Source organism: Peribacillus deserti, from assembly GCF_002863585.1.
Classification (GTDB): Bacteria; Bacillota; Bacilli; order Bacillales; family DSM-1321; genus Paraperibacillus; species Paraperibacillus deserti_A.
This window is the reverse complement of sequence record NZ_PGUY01000054.1, coordinates 45,848-61,176: the sequence shown is the minus strand read 5'-3', so window position 1 is coordinate 61,176 and position 15,329 is coordinate 45,848. Positions and strand designations below refer to the sequence as shown.

Sequence of the window (15,329 nt, the reverse complement as noted above, 5' to 3'; positions counted from 1 at the left end):
CGGCCTTTTACTGCCGCTAGTCTTATGCCGGTCAGGTGTCTGCTTTTCTTTTAGCGTCTTGCCTCTAATTAAAAAAATCATCATTCAGCTTTTGGATGGATCTTTTCTTGAAAAGCACCGTCCTCCGCTTTTCGATCAGGTGAGACCCCACAGGCGAAGCCGAGGAGGATCGGGCGCCCGCCCCTAAGGTCCGCGGGCATCCTCACGTAATCTACCTCCTTGTTCAATAACAACAAAGTTTGCGAAAACAGCCTTGCAATAAGAATATTAGGCTCGACGAAGATATCTATAAATTAATAAGGCTCAGGTATATCAGCCGGAATTCGTTTTTTAAATATAATTGCTATTTCCAATGAGTAAGAGGATAGAATAATAAAGGAAGAAATGTAAATAATGTGACTAAAACATTCAGGTGGAATTATGTGGACTCTAGTTTACATCTTTTTTATTATTCTTAACGCCATTGCTTATTTCGTGCCAAAGAACTTAAAGAAAAGTGAAAGATACTCTACCTCCATTTTTGCAATAATGTTCGGGTTTATTACAGACGAGGTTCTCAGTCTTCATTTGAACCTATATGGTTACTTTAACCAAGGGTTTCAGTGGCAAGGTTTCTTAAGCAGTTTTATGTATTTTATTCCTATAAATATTTTATTCCTTAACTATTTCCCAGTGAACAAAGGGATCCTAATAAGGGCAAAATACATTTTTTTTTGGACCTTTTTTTCAGTGTTGTTTGAGTGGCTTATCCTACAAACAGAGTACCTATACTATAACGGATGGAAGCTATGGTATTCAGCTATGTTATATCCGTTTATTTTCCTTATTCTATACATGAACCTGATTGTAGTTAGGAAGCTCATTAATATTGAAAAAGGGTAATCACCTTGCGGTTAAATCTTGTTTGGGAATTGTTTTAATCGTGATTACCTGCAGGGAGCTGTTGGTTAACAAGACAGTGGTGTTGTAGCTTTCATTACATCTAGTGGAAGTAACAAAAAAGACCGTTGCCCACGGTCATTTTTTGTCTAGTTAAAGATACAGCTTTAAGGTCTCTTGGAGAGTACCTTTTGTTTCCGCGTCTTTTTCAAAACGAATTCCGGCATGTATCATTTTTCTTACTAGGTCAGGTCGAATTCCAGTGAGAATGGATTTACAACCCATCATAGATATCCCAGCTAAGATTTTTTCAAAATGATTGATTACATCCATCTCCATCATGGCTACACCTGAGAGATCTAGAACGAGAGTTTGGAATCTTCTTGAACCTATTTCGTTTAACACTTTCTCTTCTATTATTTCAACCCTGTAAGAGTCAAGTGTGCCAATTAAAGGTAAAACGGAAACATTTTCGCTGACTGGAATAATTGGAACCGATAAATGCTCAACTAATTTTCTCTGTTTAAGGAGCATTTCATCTTTATATTTGGAATAACTAAGGAAAAAATTGTTGAGAAATTGATCAATCTGGTCGTTTACTATTTGTTCTAGATTGAAAAATTCTGCAGATTCTATAGTATGATCATTATCCTCGTTAAGGGTGAAAATCATCTGCCATAGAGTTCTTCGGATTGCTTGGACCCATTCTAATTTTAAAGAAAGTGTTAATGAGTGTCCCGCCCAAGCTATCCCCTCCTGCTTTGCAAAAGCGATTAAATCTAATTCATTTTCTTCAATCGTATAGTAAACCAGCCTTTTGGCATTACTTACCAAATCAATGTTCCCCATATTAAGAATATCATTGATTTTTCCTGAAACATTCACTGCTTCAGTTAGTAATTTATTCTCAAATATGTCTTCGTTTTTATTAAAATAAGTCCTTAATTTTTCCTTTGAAAATCGTTTTGTAGACATATCTCCTATGCTCCCCCTAATAAGCCGCAAGCTAAATATAATAACCTAAGGAATATACCCCATTTTAATAGTTTTAAACTTCATCCATCCATATATTTTAAGCTGGGATAAAATATACTCTTGTTTTAATAATAATGAACGATGAGGCTCTGCTAATATTCCACTTTTAAGGGCCAATAGGTTTAAGTTAGCCAATAGTTAGAATAAAATTGTAAATTATTGTACTTTAACAAACAGATAGCGCTTAAGAACGAATGGCTGCCTAGGCAGCTTTAGTTTAATGGAACAGGTGAGTGGTAGAAGGGTAAATAAGGTTTTTAGACGAATAGTGTACTAGATACATATTGAAGGGGAGAGTGTGAGTATGGAGAATGTAATAAATAGACTAAATCACTGGATACATTCATTACCAAAAGAATGCACCGCAATGTCAGAAACAGAAATATCTAATCGACCTTCACCGAATAAATGGTCTAAAAAAGAAATAGTAGGACATCTGTGTGACTCTGCTATAAATAATATTGAAAGGTTTGTAAAAATTCAATATGAAGAACAACCATATATTATCCAGTCATATAATCAAGAAGAGTGGGTGGCAGTGCAACATTATCAAGAAAGGGAACTGGATGAAATCATAACTCTTTTTCAAACATTAAATCATCAAATCGTACATATATTGATCCATATTCCTGCGGAGAAATTATCTTATCTTTGTGATATAGGAAATAACCATCAAAAAACCTTGGAATGGCTGATACAGGACTACGTTGAACATATGGAACATCATATTAATAACCAAATCTTAATTAACTAACTGGTGTGTTAGTTGAGCAAAATTTATTCGTGTGGAGGCAGAAAATATGATGTGGGAGATCGTGCAGCCATCCATTAAGAATGGACATGTACATAACGTTCAGGTTCCTTATTCGCCTGAGGCTGTTGGGAATAGAACGGACTTTTGGACTGTGCTTGGCATGATCAAAAATTGTCCAGGTATGTATCTACTTTAATAAATATTTAAGCAGTGAATGGTAATTTGTAGAAACTCTACAGGTGAGTTAATTGAAGTAAAATGGCTGCTGAAACAGCCCTTTTTGGTGCTGCACGAACGGGTGTATATTTTTAAAGGGTCCCCGAAAAAGTACTAGTGGACCCTTTATCAAAATTATTACCAGAAAAACGGGGCAGCTAATGCTGCACCTGCAAAACCACCTACAAAACCACCTGCAAATCCTCCAGCAAAGGATCCTGCAGCTCCATAACCGTAAGGACCATAACCATAGCGATAAGGTGGGTAAGGTCGGCGTGGACCATACCTTGGGCCAAACCGGGGACCGTACCTATTAGGATAACCCATCTTTCATCCTCCTTTAAAAAATTTTGTTAGAACTAACATGTTTTATACTATGAGAATCTTAATATGCCTGTACATTACAAACGCGGAACGAGTGAAACTTATAAGGAGAATTTCCATAAAAGCTTTTGGCATGTAGTATGGAAGAAGCCGCCGGGGTAATATAAATAAAAAAAGCCAAGGAGGAACGAAGTATCACTTGATATTTTCCCTATTAAAAAGGCTATGTTAAAGGTTATTGTTGATTTTTGCACGATGTTGATTGGAACGGATATGCGAGACTCCTGCGGGAAAAGCAGGTATTGTCCAGCTCCGGACTGACACCGCGGGTCTAGCCAATCGCCATCAAAAGGCAAAAGCGGCCTTTTTCTGTCGCTCATCTTATGCCTGGCTAACGCACGAAGCACAGGATGTGCGAGCCAGGCGGGGCCACAGGACGTGGCGTTACGAGCGTGGTAAGGGCGACTAAGCTTCTGTCTTCGCTGTCGCTTGCCAATCAGCAAGTCTTCTTTATCAGGTGTCTGACTTTCTCTTAGATGTGGCTTTTAACCAGACTCTTCACCACAGTTCTTATAAAAGAACTACCTTGAAAGTCACCGTCATGCGCCTTTCTATCAAGGGAGACCCCACAGGCGTCAACGCCGAGGAGGCTCCCGGACCGCCCCTAAGGTCCGCGAGTGCCTGCTAGCTGCAATCAACAGCCATGTTTAACAGAGCTATTAAAAAATAAAGGAGCGTATTAAGGCCGCTTTATTACTTTTTTGCTACTGGAATTAAAGGGACGGAAACGGGGCACAAAATGTCTACTGTATGGGTTTTTCTAAAAAGTCAATGGAATAGAATTAGTCAACACTTTAATATCTGGTACAAAACGGCAGGGGAGTCTTTTTAACACTTGAAAAAGGATCATTAGAACTATGGGTACGTTAATGTAACAATGGAAGGCTGCTGCGGCAGCCTATTTTCTTTGTTTCTTAGGAGATCAGGGCCGGTGTAGGATATAAAATTTTAGTTCAAGTGAATGTTGAGGAGGCATTAAAATTCAGGAGGCTGCCACGACAAAAGAGCAGCCTGAACTTAAGTCAACAGCCATGGCGGCTTTCTGTAATTAAAAATTACCTATTTTATCGTTTTTATGTATATTTTCCGTTCCTGCATTTAATGCAGTCATGTAATAATCGCATTTATGATTTATGAGTGCCATTGTCTTATTTAGTTCTGCCAGTTGTGCTTCTACTGCAGCTTTTCGCTCCAAAAACATGTCATATCTTTGCTGCAAGGTTGAATCGCCCTCAGAACACCATTCAATGAACCCCTTAATGTCCTTTATAGGCATCCCGGTAGATTTAAGACATTGAATGATTTTTAATGCATCAATATCAGAATCTTTAAATAAACGGGTGCCACTGGGAGTCCGTTCTACAAAAGGCATGAGGCCCTCTTTGTCGTAGTACCGCAGGGCATATACTGTAAGATTTAATTCTTTTGCAACTTCGCTGATAGAATACGTCACCGTTATTTATCTCCATTTCTTATGAGATAGACTTCGAGTTATCTCTATGTTTTGAAAGAATTCTCTCATGCTGGCTTCGTAATGTCAAAAATTTATATCAGGTTAATTTATGGATAGGTTATCACTTGACCTAGAGTTAACTATAGGGATTATTCTAGTTTTGAAAGAGAAAAAGGTTCTCTTAAAATATCAAAATTGGAGGTTTCAACGATGGTAACAGCTAAAGCACGAGCAGTTGATGGGCCGGACAAACCGTTTCGATCTGCTGAAATTCAAAGACGCGACCTTGATTTGCAGGATGTTCTAATTGAAATTAAATATGCAGGCATATGCCATTCTGACATCCATACTGCTCACGGTGAATGGGGTCCCGTGAACTATCCTCTTGTCCCTGGACATGAGATTGCGGGAATTGTTACAGATATTGGAGCCAAGGTAACAAAGTATAAAGTGGGTGACCGAGTTGGCGTTGGTTGTATGGTTGACTCCTGTGGAGAATGTGAGAACTGCCGTAAAGGAGAGGAGCAATACTGCCTAAAGGGAAATGTCCCTACCTACGCTGGTGTTGACAAATACGGTGAGCCTACTCAAGGTGGCTATTCTACTCATATTGTTGTAACTGAGGACTTTGTAGTTAGAATTCCAGATAATATTGAGCTTGATGCTGCAGCACCATTACTTTGTGCAGGCATTACGACCTACTCTCCATTAAACCATTGGGGGGCTGGACCAGGTAAGAAAGTAGCGGTTGTTGGTATGGGAGGTCTTGGACATATGGCTGTCAAGATTGCACACGCCATGGGTGCAGAAGTGACTGTCCTGTCACAAACCTTGAATAAAAAGGAAGATGGTTTGCAATTCGGAGCAGACAGCTACTATGCCACAAGCGACCCAGAAACATTTCAGAAACTGGCCAGATCCTTTGACGTAATTATTAACACCGTAAGTGCCAAGATTGACATTGATGCGTATTTCTCACTGCTCACTCTGGATGGTACTCTAGTTAATGTCGGTGCACCTGCAGAACCATTGTCACTAAATGTGTTCTCTCTCATTGGTCATCGCCGTTCATTTGCAGGTTCAATGATTGGCGGCATCCGTGAGACACAGGAGATGCTCGAGTTCTGTGCAGAACATAACATTGTTCCTAAGATTGAAGTCATCTCTGCTGATCAAATTGATGAAGCCTATGAACGCGTATTAGCTTCGGATGTGAAGTATCGATTCGTGATTGACACTAGCACAATTTGAGCTCCGTAAAAATGAAATGTATTCGAGGATGTCCCAAAAGCCGGTCTTTTGGGACATCCTTATATATAAGCTTCAAAGTATGATGAAGTACAAGATAAAATCAGCACCAAAACTATTCAGCCAATGCTGCAGCAATCATTCTTCTCTCAAATTTGAAGTAGTGTATGACTGGCCGTCAGAGTCAGAGGCTATTGTCCATATAAAGAATTTGAGAATTTCTCCTGAATTACTCTTAAAAACATATCCGCAGCAGCGGAAAAAACTTGATGCTTTTTCCAAACGATATTTAAGCCAGATTCAATTCTTGGCTTTAGCGGTCTAAAACAAAGATTACTGTCACTAGACGTATCCACTATTTTGTCAATGGTTACTGCATAACCAATTCCTTCATCCACCATAATGGCTGCATTATAGGCAAGATTGTATGTAGTCACGATGTTTAATTTATCAAATTCTTCACCAAACCAAGCCGTAAATTCATTTTTAGAAAATGTCTGTTTCATAGCCTGGCGTGAACAGATTAGCGGCACATTTAATAAATCCGCTGCTTGAATGGTATCTTTGCAGGCAAGAGGACTATCTTTCCTCATAACAATCCCCCACACATCTTTGGCTGGGATGTTCACATAATTGTATTTGGATAAATCTGCTGGTTGAATTAAAATACCAAAATCAAGCAACCCTTTGTCAAGCCGTTCAGTCACGTCATCTTCATTTCCGCTGTAGAGATGATACCTTATATTTGGATAATGTATCTGTAATTCTTTTGCTGCCCGTGCAATCAGTCTCATAGAGTCTGTTTCACCGCCACCTATGTAAACATCACCACTTATTGTTTCTTCCATGGAACTAAATTCTGCCTGTAATTTATCGATCATTTCAACGATTTCTTCTGCTCTCTTCCGCAGGTGCATTCCTTCTTCTGTGAGATTGATACTGTGACTGCTGCGTATAAATAGTTTTTTACCCAACTCCTCCTCAAGGTCCTTTAGTTGTCTCGACAAAGTTGGCTGTGTAACATGCAAAAAATCAGCGGCACCCGTGATGCTTCCTTCTCTTGCAACAGTTAGAAAATATCGCAATACTCTAAATTCCATATGGCACTCCTTCTTTTTTATTCTTTAGTGTATCTTACCTAGAAATACCTTTCAAGCATATCTTGATATAAGATATAGGTATTTGTTATATGAGGAAATGATAATTAGAATAAATAAAGAGTCAAACAGTAAGAAAGGATGTTATTTAATATGTCTACTATTCAAGATAAAGTGGCTGTCATTATGGAGGCATCAAGTGGAATTGGTGAGGCGGCTGCCAAGAAAATACGGGAATGGACCCGAGAACCTCTAGCGTGAGATCGGTTTAAATGTAAGTGATGCAGCGGATGCGTAGCTTATGCCATTAGTACACCCGATACGGTGAATATAAGTGAAATCTCACTGGTCCCAGCGCGGCAAGCGTAATGAAGAACAGAAAAATATCCCCATATTATAGGGGCATTTTACTGAAGATAGGAGTTGTTTTTTTGGCTAAAAGAAATAATTTACAGATTTTCATATTAACCATTGGAGTTTTCGGCATCTTAAATACCGAAATGGGGGTGATTGGGTTATTGCCTTCCATTGCTGATCACTTTAATGTCACTATATCAAAAGCAGGATGGCTGGTGAGTCTTTTTGCTCTTACAGTTGCTGTATCTGGACCAACGCTGCCGTTATTGTTTTCCGGGATACACCGTAAGAAGGTCATGTTACTTGTATTGGGAGTTTTCGTTTTGGGAAACATTGTATCCATATTTACATCTAACTTTACCATTCTACTAATTGCTCGTATCATTCCAGCCTTATTTCATCCAATTTATTGTTCTTTGGCATTTACAGTAGCTGCCTCCTCAGTAAGTAAAGAAGAAGCTCCAAAAGCTGTATCTAAAGTATTTATAGGAGTATCTGCTGGTATGGTAGCCGGTGTACCGATCGCGAGTTTTATTGATAGTGCCGTTTCATATGAAAGTGCGATGGCATTCTTTGCTATTGTTAATGCTATTGTATTCATAGCTACATTCATTTTTGTACCGTCGATGCCTGTGGAAGAAAGACTTTCTTATGGTACACAACTTTCCGTTTTAAAAAAACCTATAATATGGCTTTCCATCGTGACGGTCATTTTATTAAACTCAGCTATATTTGGGGTTTATAGTTATTTTGCTGAATATCTCAAAACAGTAACGAATATGGCTCCGGATACCACCAGTTTAACGTTATTCATCTTCGGCGGAGCCAATATTATTGGAAACATTGTTGCAGGAAAGTTACTCACCCATAGTCCCAACAAATCTATAGTTTCTTTTCCTTTGTTATTGGGTGCTGTTTACATCACTTTATTCTTTACGGGACAATTTACCGTACCTATGACAATAATAACTTTAATCTGGGGAATATTGGCTGGAGGAATAATAGCAAATATTAATCAATATTTGATTGCTTCTTCAGCTCCAGAAGCCCCTGATTTTGCCAATGGATTATTTATTTCATCCTGTAACATAGGAACAACAATGGGTGCAGCTGCAGGCGGGTTATTTATATCAGAAATGGGAACACAATACGTCGTATTAGTGGGAATTCTTTCATTGTTACTAAGTTTGGTCACTATTTTACTTAGAATTTACATGCTTACCCCTACACGACAGCTTTCTAGATAAGGAATGAATTGAACATTCTTTCAGAGCTCCCTCATTATTTTAAATTGATATTTCCTGTCTCTTTTCTAAAAGATTGTTATGTTCTAATAAGTTTTGGAATATGGGTCGATTAGCGAAATGTCATATCCTGGAGCAGGAGCTTATTAATTATTTAAACTTGCCCTAAATGGATTGACACGGTTGTTCGCAGCCGAAATCAATGGGGATATCAAATTAAATGCGGTCGATCCGGGATGGGTAAGCTCAGATATGGGTGGACCATCTGCTTCAATAACACCAAGGCAGGCAGCCGAGTCTATCCTATGGTTAGCTGACATTGGACCTGAAGGACCTTCTGGAGGGTTCTTTAGAAAAGGGGAACAAATTCCTTGGTAAACGAATTTGATCAAGATATTCCTTCCTGGAAAAACTCATAAGGGAGCGGAAGAAAGTGATTAAAAAGCGACTTGAAATTACTGCAGTTACTGGATTTGCACGGCCAGCATGTATGATTGTAAGTAATGCTTCTAAGTTCAAATCAACAATATCCCTTAATTACAAGGGTGTTTCTGTAAACTTGGGAAATTCTCCTCATTCTATTATGGAACTTATGTCATTAAAGATTAAACCTGGAACTTATGTGGAGATAACTGCAACTGGATGTGACGAACGTGCTGCTATTCAAACGTTAGTAAATTCTTTGATTAGAAACCTATATATTGAGCGGGAAAAGCGAGGAGATAGTGGGACTTTCTCTAAAAAAGTATGTTCTTCTTGTTATGAAGCTGTATTTATGGACGAAGCATCAAGGTCATAACGAATTTTATGTGTCCCATAGAGAAACCCGTATGCGAAAGGGATTAGGAAAACCTCAAAATTTAACTATTTTACTATTTTAGACCGTAAAAATCTTTTTTTTATATATATTTGTAAAAAGGGAATTCTTGTTCTTCAAAAAAGGTACGTAACTACCATTGGCAGCTTAGGCGTCTTTCTTTTTAGTAAAAGCGGGAAGAGCAGTAGGAGGTAAAAGGAAAATCATGACGAATTAGTAAGTATCCTATGTAGATAAATGAGAGGTCTAAGCCGTGCCAAAAACACCGAAACATATTCTTTCAGCAGCAGCAATCGTATTAAATAATAAAAATGAAATCTTGTTAATAAAGGGTCCGAGAAGAGGGTGGGAAATGCCTGGAGGGCAGGTTGAAGAAGGGGAGTCGTTGAGGGACGCCGCAATTAGAGAGACAAAAGAGGAAAGTGGAATTGATATTAAAATTATAAGATTTTGTGGTGTATTTCAAAATGTAAATGAATCTATATGTAACACATTGTTTTTTGGAAGGCCTGTTGGAGGGGAGTTAACGTGTTCACCTGAGAGTTTAGAAGTAGGTTTCTACCCAATTGAAAAGGCTTTGAAAATGGTAACATGGAAAAATTTCAGGCAAAGAATCGAGCTTTGTTTAAATGAAGAAAGCCAGTCATTTTATATTGATTTTTAGGATCGTGTATCTATAACTAGAAGGACGTTGTTGAAAAAGAATAGCAATTAAGATATAAACACAATTGCTGGTATGGGAGTGACAAGTGAAAAAAACATGTAGACCTATTTTATTAAACAGAGAAAAGGCTGCTGAGACAGCCTTTTTTGCTATACTAAGAATTTAGTAAACAGTATGATTAATTTGGGTGTTCTTACCTTTTCCTCTGGTAAGAGGTATACAGGTAAGGCTGCTTATAGTTATTCAAGACATAAAGAGGGAATTTTAAAAATAAAGAGAATGTATATAAAAAGGGGGAAAGTGTATGTCGTTTAAACAAAGGGTATTTGCTGATTTAGAGAAAGGCAACATCTATACCGAGCAGGATATTTATAACTTCTGTGTAAGTAATGGAGAGGCAATTGTACTGTCTGAAGAAACTTCAGAATTTAATCCTTCTAACCAAACAATAATGCATTTTGTAAAGGACAAAACCCTAGCCTTTCTACATTCTGGGGATAGCAATAACTTTCCCGCAAAAAGAAACGTTATTTACTGTGTGAAGCGTATTGATAATCGGACATAAATGTTAAACACTTTCAAGAAACTAAGTTGCTTTGACACTCTTTTGTACATGAAGCAAGTAAGGGATGATTAGTGTAAGAAGTTTGTTTTACAGCGAAACCGTTTTTATTTTGACCTGATTCAGTAATTGACCAAAAAGAGAAGGAATACTTTCATTTACCAGGTTTTATCTAGGGAGAAGGTCTAAGTTACGTGACTAATAGCTAAATGTAAAATGATTAGTAGAAAACAAACAAGCAGCCACTTGTTCTCCAGACATAATGCCCTTACCTTTCTCAGCTTCAACAGTTTAGTGAATACTGATGTCCCTAGAGAAATTGCACCATCTTATGTTTAGAATGAATAGGAGTTTAGGATATTTAAGCCTTTCGCCCAATTTAGTAATCCACTTATAATTGGGGAAAGGCTCTTTATAACGAAAATTTTCGTATGTATCTTGCTTGTTGATAGTTATAGGAAGTTCCGTTATCTCTTCTTTTATCGATGTTGATCTACCAGAATTTGATTCCCGTCTGGGTCTTCAATGAAAAAATGTGCTGGCCCATTAGTTGCTTCGTCGGCTTCAGAGGGTATTTTTATTCCTTCAGCCTTAAGTTGTTTTTGAATTTCCCGAATATCTGTAAACATTTCGAGATTTTCGGCATTTTCATTCCAACCTGGATTAAAGGTTAGAATGTTCTTATCAAACATTCCTTGGAATAACCCTATAATACAATTTTCATTCTTCATAATAAGCCAATTTTTGGTTATGTCACCACCTAAAGATTGAAATCCTAGTTTTTCGTAGAATGACTTGGAAATAGCAATGTCTTTTACGTTTAAACTTACAGAAAATGCACCTAGTTTCATTTGTTCTTCTCCTTTTTATAATAAATGTGGGAAAAAACTTTATTTCATTTTACTATAAATGGGCGTTCGGAAACTACCGGGTTTTTCCACTTGCGTGTAGGTAACGTTATTCCGAGAACCCTAACAATCCATTAAATGAAGTCGCCAATGACCCTGCAATACTTTATCAAGAGCCCTGCACTGATTAGTTCCGACTCCTAATGAATAAAGACTAGAATTACAGAACATGAAACAAATTGGTGTTAAAAGTGTTTATGGAACAAGAGCATTTGATTATATGTCACTTATATGAAATATAGGGGGATTAAAGTTGTCTTTAAAAGCAGGCGATATTATTGTATTTGAACGGACTTTCACAATAGAAGATGTGGAATTGTTTACTAGGATTTCGGGTGACGAAGGATATCACCATGTAACTCCTGATGAGCAGGGAAGACTGGTAGTACAGGGATTGCTAACCGCTACATTGCCGACAAAAATAGGCGGCGATAACAACGTACTCGCTCGTACCATGAATTTTGAATTTTTAAGACCAGTATTTACTGGTGATACAATTGTTTGTGAAGTAACCATTGAGCAATTCGAAAAACAAGATCAAAGGACACGTATTACTGCCACCTTCTTAAGCAAAAATCAACATGGGAAAGATGTGCTGACTGGGAATTTTTCAGGAGTAATTTTATAATATCTTTTAAACTCTTTTGTTTCTCCAAAGTATTTTAGTGTTTAGTAATTTCTCCTCCAACTGATCCGTTAGTACGTGAAGTGGTATTAGCTCCTAGTTGTACATCCCTATCAATCACAAAGGACAAAAAAGAATCGTCAATACGGTTCTTTTTTGTTTCAACATGGTTGGAGATTACTGAAAATACTTTATTCGATCAAACAATCAGGACATTCTTTACGACAGGTGTATAATTTACTAGAGTTCATTAAATTTGGGAGAAGGAATAGAAGAATGTTAAACAGTTTTAATAAACGGCTCCAATCGATGATGCCGATTTTGACTCCGTTAAGTATAGTTGCTGGTGTATCATTGCAAGATATCGGCGGTCAGCTGTTATTTATCGTTCCCTGGTTATTTGCCTTTATGACATTCGTCAGCAGTTTGAGCATGAATGTGAAAGATCTTAAAAATTTTTCAAAAGATCCAGCGGCTATTTTGTTAAGTATCGCATTTTTGCATATTATCATGCCTGTTTTGGCATATATTGTTTCGAATTCCATCTTCGACAATCATTTACTGACAATTGGTTATGTAATTTCCGCAGCCATTCCAACTGGTGTGACAAGCGTTATTTGGGTAAGTATATGCGGAGGAAATCTACCACTCTGCTTATCGATTATTTTATTTGATACTCTTCTTTCACCACTCATTATGCCCGCATTACTACATATTGTTGTTGGAGAAACCATTGGAATAGAAACATCATCGCTTATATCCGATTTGGTTTGGATGATCGTTTTACCTTCGGTAGCGGGCATACTGTTAAATCAACTTACCAAAGGAAAAATACAGGTGACACTTGGCAGAAACCTTGGACCTTTCTCTAAGCTCAGCTTATTTGCGGTTATCCTGATTAACAGCAGTGCCATTGCTCCTTTTCTAAAGGAAATTACATGGGAGCTTTGTAGTGTAATTTTTGTTGTATTGGTGCTCGCGTTGTCTGGTTATGCCCTGGCTCTAATCGGCGGACGTCTAATATGGAAAGACAAGGGCATTGTTACAACCTTCGTTTTTATCGGAGGCATGCGGAATATTGCTCTTGGTGTTATTGTGGCAACTACTTATTTCCCTGCCAAAGTAGCTATGCCGGTCGTGTTTGGTATGTTATTTCAACAGATCTTAGCATCCATGTTTAGTAAAATCATAGAAAAAAGCCAACTAAGGTATGTAACATAGTTTGTATCATTATAAGAAAGCCGGTTGCCTTCAGAGAGATTATATTAATTAAATAGACTATGTCAGTGGCACTTTTTTCAGTATTGTTTAAATGGCGTACTACTAATAGAATACCTTTACTCTAACGAATGGAAGCTACGGTATTCAACTTTATTTAAATTTGTTTATTTTACATATTCTATACATTAATCTAATTATAGTAAAAATCTAGATTATTTTGGAAAAAGGCTAAGCGGTACCTTATTACATGTTGTTTGGAGGGAGTGTTTAAATGTTATTTTGCTGAGGGCAGGCGTTTGGTGTAGGCTGTTTTATGCTGCTTATATTTAAATAGCAGCAAAAAACAGGCCGCTGTAAACGGCCTGTTTTAGTCAAAGATAATGCTTTAGAGTGTCCTGGAGTGTACCTTTTGTTTCTGCATCTTCTTCAAACCGGACTCCAGAATGGACCATTTTTCTTACAAGATCAGGACGTAGACCAGTAAGAACCGTTTTGCAGCCCATCATTTTCACCCCAGCCAATACCTTTTCAAAATTATTTATGACATCTCGTTCCATCATGGCTATACCTGAGAGATCAATAACCAGTGTATGAATTCTTGAGTCAGATATATCATTTAGAACTTTTTCCTCAATGATTTCAATCCTATAGGAGTCGACTGTCCCAATTAGCGGCAAAACTGAAACTTGATCGTTTACAGGAATAATAGGAACTGACAAATGCTCGACCATTTCTCTCTGTTTAAAGTACATGGTATCTTTATATTTTGTATAGCTAAGAAAAAAGTTGTTAAGAAACTTGTCAATCTGGTCGTTTACGATTTTTTCCATTTCGTAAAATTCTGCACGTTGATTTGTAATACCTTTTTCCTCGTCTAGAATAGCTACAAAATGCCATAGTGTTCTTCTGATCGCCTGTACCCACTCTAATTTTAACTCGAGTGTTAATGCGTTCTCCGCCCATGCAATGCCTTCCTGTTTCGCAAATGCAATTAACTCTTCATCCTTTTGATCAACTGCATAATAAATCAATATCCTGGCATTTTTTAACAAATCGATATTTCCTTGGCGTAAAATATCAGTAATTCTTGCAGATGCATTTACTGCTTCGGAAAGCAATTTATCCTCAAACGTTTCCCCGTTTTCTTTAATAAAAGACTTAATTTCGCTGCTCAAAAAATGTATTGTTTTCATAGTCGTTACTCCCTTTTGAAGTATAATTCTCGTTACTTCATAACTGTACATTTATTATAATGTTGTTATGCTGACAATAGCAATTTTATAACGGCCTTAAAGAAGGGTATTGCAATAAATGGAAAAAACATTATTAAAGAGACCTGCTAAATTGTCAAAAGGGAGGAGAACGTTTTAGTATGTGTTATTTAGATATCCTGTGCTTGGGTTTTTCGTTTGAGCGTTTATTCCCTTTATAGATAAAATAAAGGGAAATAATCATAAATACTAATGCGAAAGCACGTTTAACGTCTAATTCTATGATTAAACTATTGAACCATCCAAAATGATCAATAATTACACCAACTACAAGCTGACCAGCTATACCAGCAATATTGGTTGCGATAACCCCAATTCTAGGTACGGCCATAACAGTCAGAAGCAAATACATTGTACCCAAAAGTGCTGCACTTAACTGCCATTTGGGTGCTTCTAATAGTGCAAGCACATTCCCCCTGCCAAAAAATAAAATGAAAATGGTAAGAAACATTGTTCCAGTTAGAAAGGTTAAAAATGTTGTTTCAATTGTTCCAGCTTTTCTGCTAAAAGTACCATTGATTGATGATTGTGCACTCAATGTGATACCGCCAATCAGCGTAAATAGAATCATAAATAGACCCACAATAAAGCCCC

19 protein-coding genes are annotated in these 15,329 nt (G+C 37.5%); 11 read left to right on the top strand and 8 right to left on the bottom strand.

Going from position 1 to position 15,329, the window contains the following annotated elements; genetic code table 11:
- Positions 1 to 80 precede the first annotated feature (80 nt).
- Positions 81 to 206 carry a hypothetical protein gene (locus CUU66_RS25020; protein WP_257968054.1) on the bottom strand — a complete coding sequence of 42 codons (126 nt, stop codon included), beginning with the start codon at positions 204 to 206 and terminating at the stop codon, positions 81 to 83.
- Between the two features lie 214 nt (positions 207 to 420).
- Here CUU66_RS25020 and CUU66_RS25475 point away from each other — a divergent pair, with 214 nt between their 5' ends.
- On the top strand, positions 421 to 882 hold the full coding sequence (locus tag CUU66_RS25475; protein WP_101644507.1) for a CBO0543 family protein: 462 nt from the start codon (positions 421 to 423) through the stop codon (positions 880 to 882).
- A 150-nt stretch (positions 883 to 1,032) separates the two neighbouring features.
- On the opposite strand, the gene CUU66_RS17500 is transcribed toward CUU66_RS25475, so the two are convergent.
- Positions 1,033 to 1,854 (bottom strand): STAS domain-containing protein, encoded by an 822-nt coding sequence (locus tag CUU66_RS17500; protein ID WP_101644506.1) that lies wholly within the window; start codon positions 1,852 to 1,854, stop codon positions 1,033 to 1,035.
- Positions 1,855 to 2,218: 364 nt separating this feature from the next.
- Between CUU66_RS17500 and CUU66_RS17495 the strand changes: the two genes are divergently transcribed.
- Together CUU66_RS17495 and CUU66_RS24350 are read left to right on the top strand one after the other, a co-directional pair.
- Complete coding sequence (locus CUU66_RS17495; protein WP_101644504.1) at positions 2,219 to 2,668, top strand: DinB family protein; 450 nt, start codon at positions 2,219 to 2,221, stop codon at positions 2,666 to 2,668.
- Between the two features lie 46 nt (positions 2,669 to 2,714).
- On the top strand, positions 2,715 to 2,864 hold the full coding sequence (locus CUU66_RS24350; protein ID WP_180955341.1) for a hypothetical protein: 150 nt from the start codon (positions 2,715 to 2,717) through the stop codon (positions 2,862 to 2,864).
- 158 nt (positions 2,865 to 3,022) lie between these two features.
- Here the strand turns inward: CUU66_RS24350 and CUU66_RS17490 are convergent, their stop codons facing one another.
- A complete protein-coding gene (locus CUU66_RS17490; protein WP_101644502.1) occupies positions 3,023 to 3,211 on the bottom strand; it encodes a hypothetical protein in 189 nt (62 codons plus the stop codon).
- Between the two features lie 1,105 nt (positions 3,212 to 4,316).
- The gene (locus CUU66_RS17485; RefSeq protein ID WP_101644500.1) at positions 4,317 to 4,721 is read right to left on the bottom strand and encodes a MerR family transcriptional regulator; all 405 of its coding nucleotides are present in this window, start codon (positions 4,719 to 4,721) and stop codon (positions 4,317 to 4,319) included.
- 210 nt (positions 4,722 to 4,931) lie between these two features.
- Between CUU66_RS17485 and CUU66_RS17480 the strand changes: the two genes are divergently transcribed.
- Positions 4,932 to 5,972 (top strand): NAD(P)-dependent alcohol dehydrogenase, encoded by a 1,041-nt coding sequence (locus CUU66_RS17480; RefSeq protein ID WP_101644499.1) that lies wholly within the window; start codon positions 4,932 to 4,934, stop codon positions 5,970 to 5,972.
- Between the two features lie 188 nt (positions 5,973 to 6,160).
- On the opposite strand, the gene CUU66_RS17475 is transcribed toward CUU66_RS17480, so the two are convergent.
- Positions 6,161 to 7,069: a LysR family transcriptional regulator gene (locus CUU66_RS17475; RefSeq protein ID WP_101644496.1), complete on the bottom strand. Its 909-nt coding sequence runs from the start codon at positions 7,067 to 7,069 to the stop codon at positions 6,161 to 6,163.
- Between the two features lie 428 nt (positions 7,070 to 7,497).
- Here CUU66_RS17475 and CUU66_RS17470 point away from each other — a divergent pair, with 428 nt between their 5' ends.
- The 5 genes from CUU66_RS17470 (at position 7,498) to CUU66_RS17450 (ending at position 10,713) form a co-directional block, all read left to right on the top strand.
- Positions 7,498 to 8,670: an MFS transporter gene (locus tag CUU66_RS17470; RefSeq protein ID WP_101644494.1), complete on the top strand. Its 1,173-nt coding sequence runs from the start codon at positions 7,498 to 7,500 to the stop codon at positions 8,668 to 8,670.
- A 180-nt stretch (positions 8,671 to 8,850) separates the two neighbouring features.
- Positions 8,851 to 9,045 (top strand): hypothetical protein, encoded by a 195-nt coding sequence (locus CUU66_RS17465; RefSeq protein WP_257968053.1) that lies wholly within the window; start codon positions 8,851 to 8,853, stop codon positions 9,043 to 9,045.
- A gap of 55 nt (positions 9,046 to 9,100) precedes the next feature.
- Positions 9,101 to 9,466, top strand: coding sequence for an HPr family phosphocarrier protein (locus CUU66_RS17460; RefSeq protein WP_101644493.1), 366 nt, complete (start codon positions 9,101 to 9,103; stop codon positions 9,464 to 9,466).
- Positions 9,467 to 9,737: 271 nt separating this feature from the next.
- Positions 9,738 to 10,148 carry an NUDIX hydrolase gene (locus CUU66_RS17455; protein WP_101644491.1) on the top strand — a complete coding sequence of 137 codons (411 nt, stop codon included), beginning with the start codon at positions 9,738 to 9,740 and terminating at the stop codon, positions 10,146 to 10,148.
- A gap of 304 nt (positions 10,149 to 10,452) precedes the next feature.
- Complete coding sequence (locus CUU66_RS17450) at positions 10,453 to 10,713, top strand: hypothetical protein (RefSeq protein WP_101644490.1); 261 nt, start codon at positions 10,453 to 10,455, stop codon at positions 10,711 to 10,713.
- 476 nt (positions 10,714 to 11,189) lie between these two features.
- Here CUU66_RS17450 and CUU66_RS17445 read toward each other — a convergent pair whose 3' ends face one another.
- Positions 11,190 to 11,561, bottom strand: coding sequence for a VOC family protein (locus tag CUU66_RS17445; protein ID WP_101644488.1), 372 nt, complete (start codon positions 11,559 to 11,561; stop codon positions 11,190 to 11,192).
- A 310-nt stretch (positions 11,562 to 11,871) separates the two neighbouring features.
- Between CUU66_RS17445 and CUU66_RS17440 the strand changes: the two genes are divergently transcribed.
- Both CUU66_RS17440 and CUU66_RS17435 read left to right on the top strand, forming a co-directional pair.
- On the top strand, positions 11,872 to 12,246 hold the full coding sequence (locus CUU66_RS17440) for a MaoC/PaaZ C-terminal domain-containing protein (protein ID WP_101644486.1): 375 nt from the start codon (positions 11,872 to 11,874) through the stop codon (positions 12,244 to 12,246).
- A 273-nt stretch (positions 12,247 to 12,519) separates the two neighbouring features.
- Complete coding sequence (locus CUU66_RS17435; RefSeq protein ID WP_101644484.1) at positions 12,520 to 13,464, top strand: bile acid:sodium symporter family protein; 945 nt, start codon at positions 12,520 to 12,522, stop codon at positions 13,462 to 13,464.
- A 371-nt stretch (positions 13,465 to 13,835) separates the two neighbouring features.
- On the opposite strand, the gene CUU66_RS17430 is transcribed toward CUU66_RS17435, so the two are convergent.
- Complete coding sequence (locus tag CUU66_RS17430) at positions 13,836 to 14,657, bottom strand: STAS domain-containing protein (protein ID WP_101644482.1); 822 nt, start codon at positions 14,655 to 14,657, stop codon at positions 13,836 to 13,838.
- Positions 14,658 to 14,841: 184 nt separating this feature from the next.
- Positions 14,842 to 15,318: a DMT family transporter gene (locus CUU66_RS17425; protein WP_101644480.1), complete on the bottom strand. Its 477-nt coding sequence runs from the start codon at positions 15,316 to 15,318 to the stop codon at positions 14,842 to 14,844.
- Positions 15,319 to 15,329 lie beyond the last annotated feature (11 nt).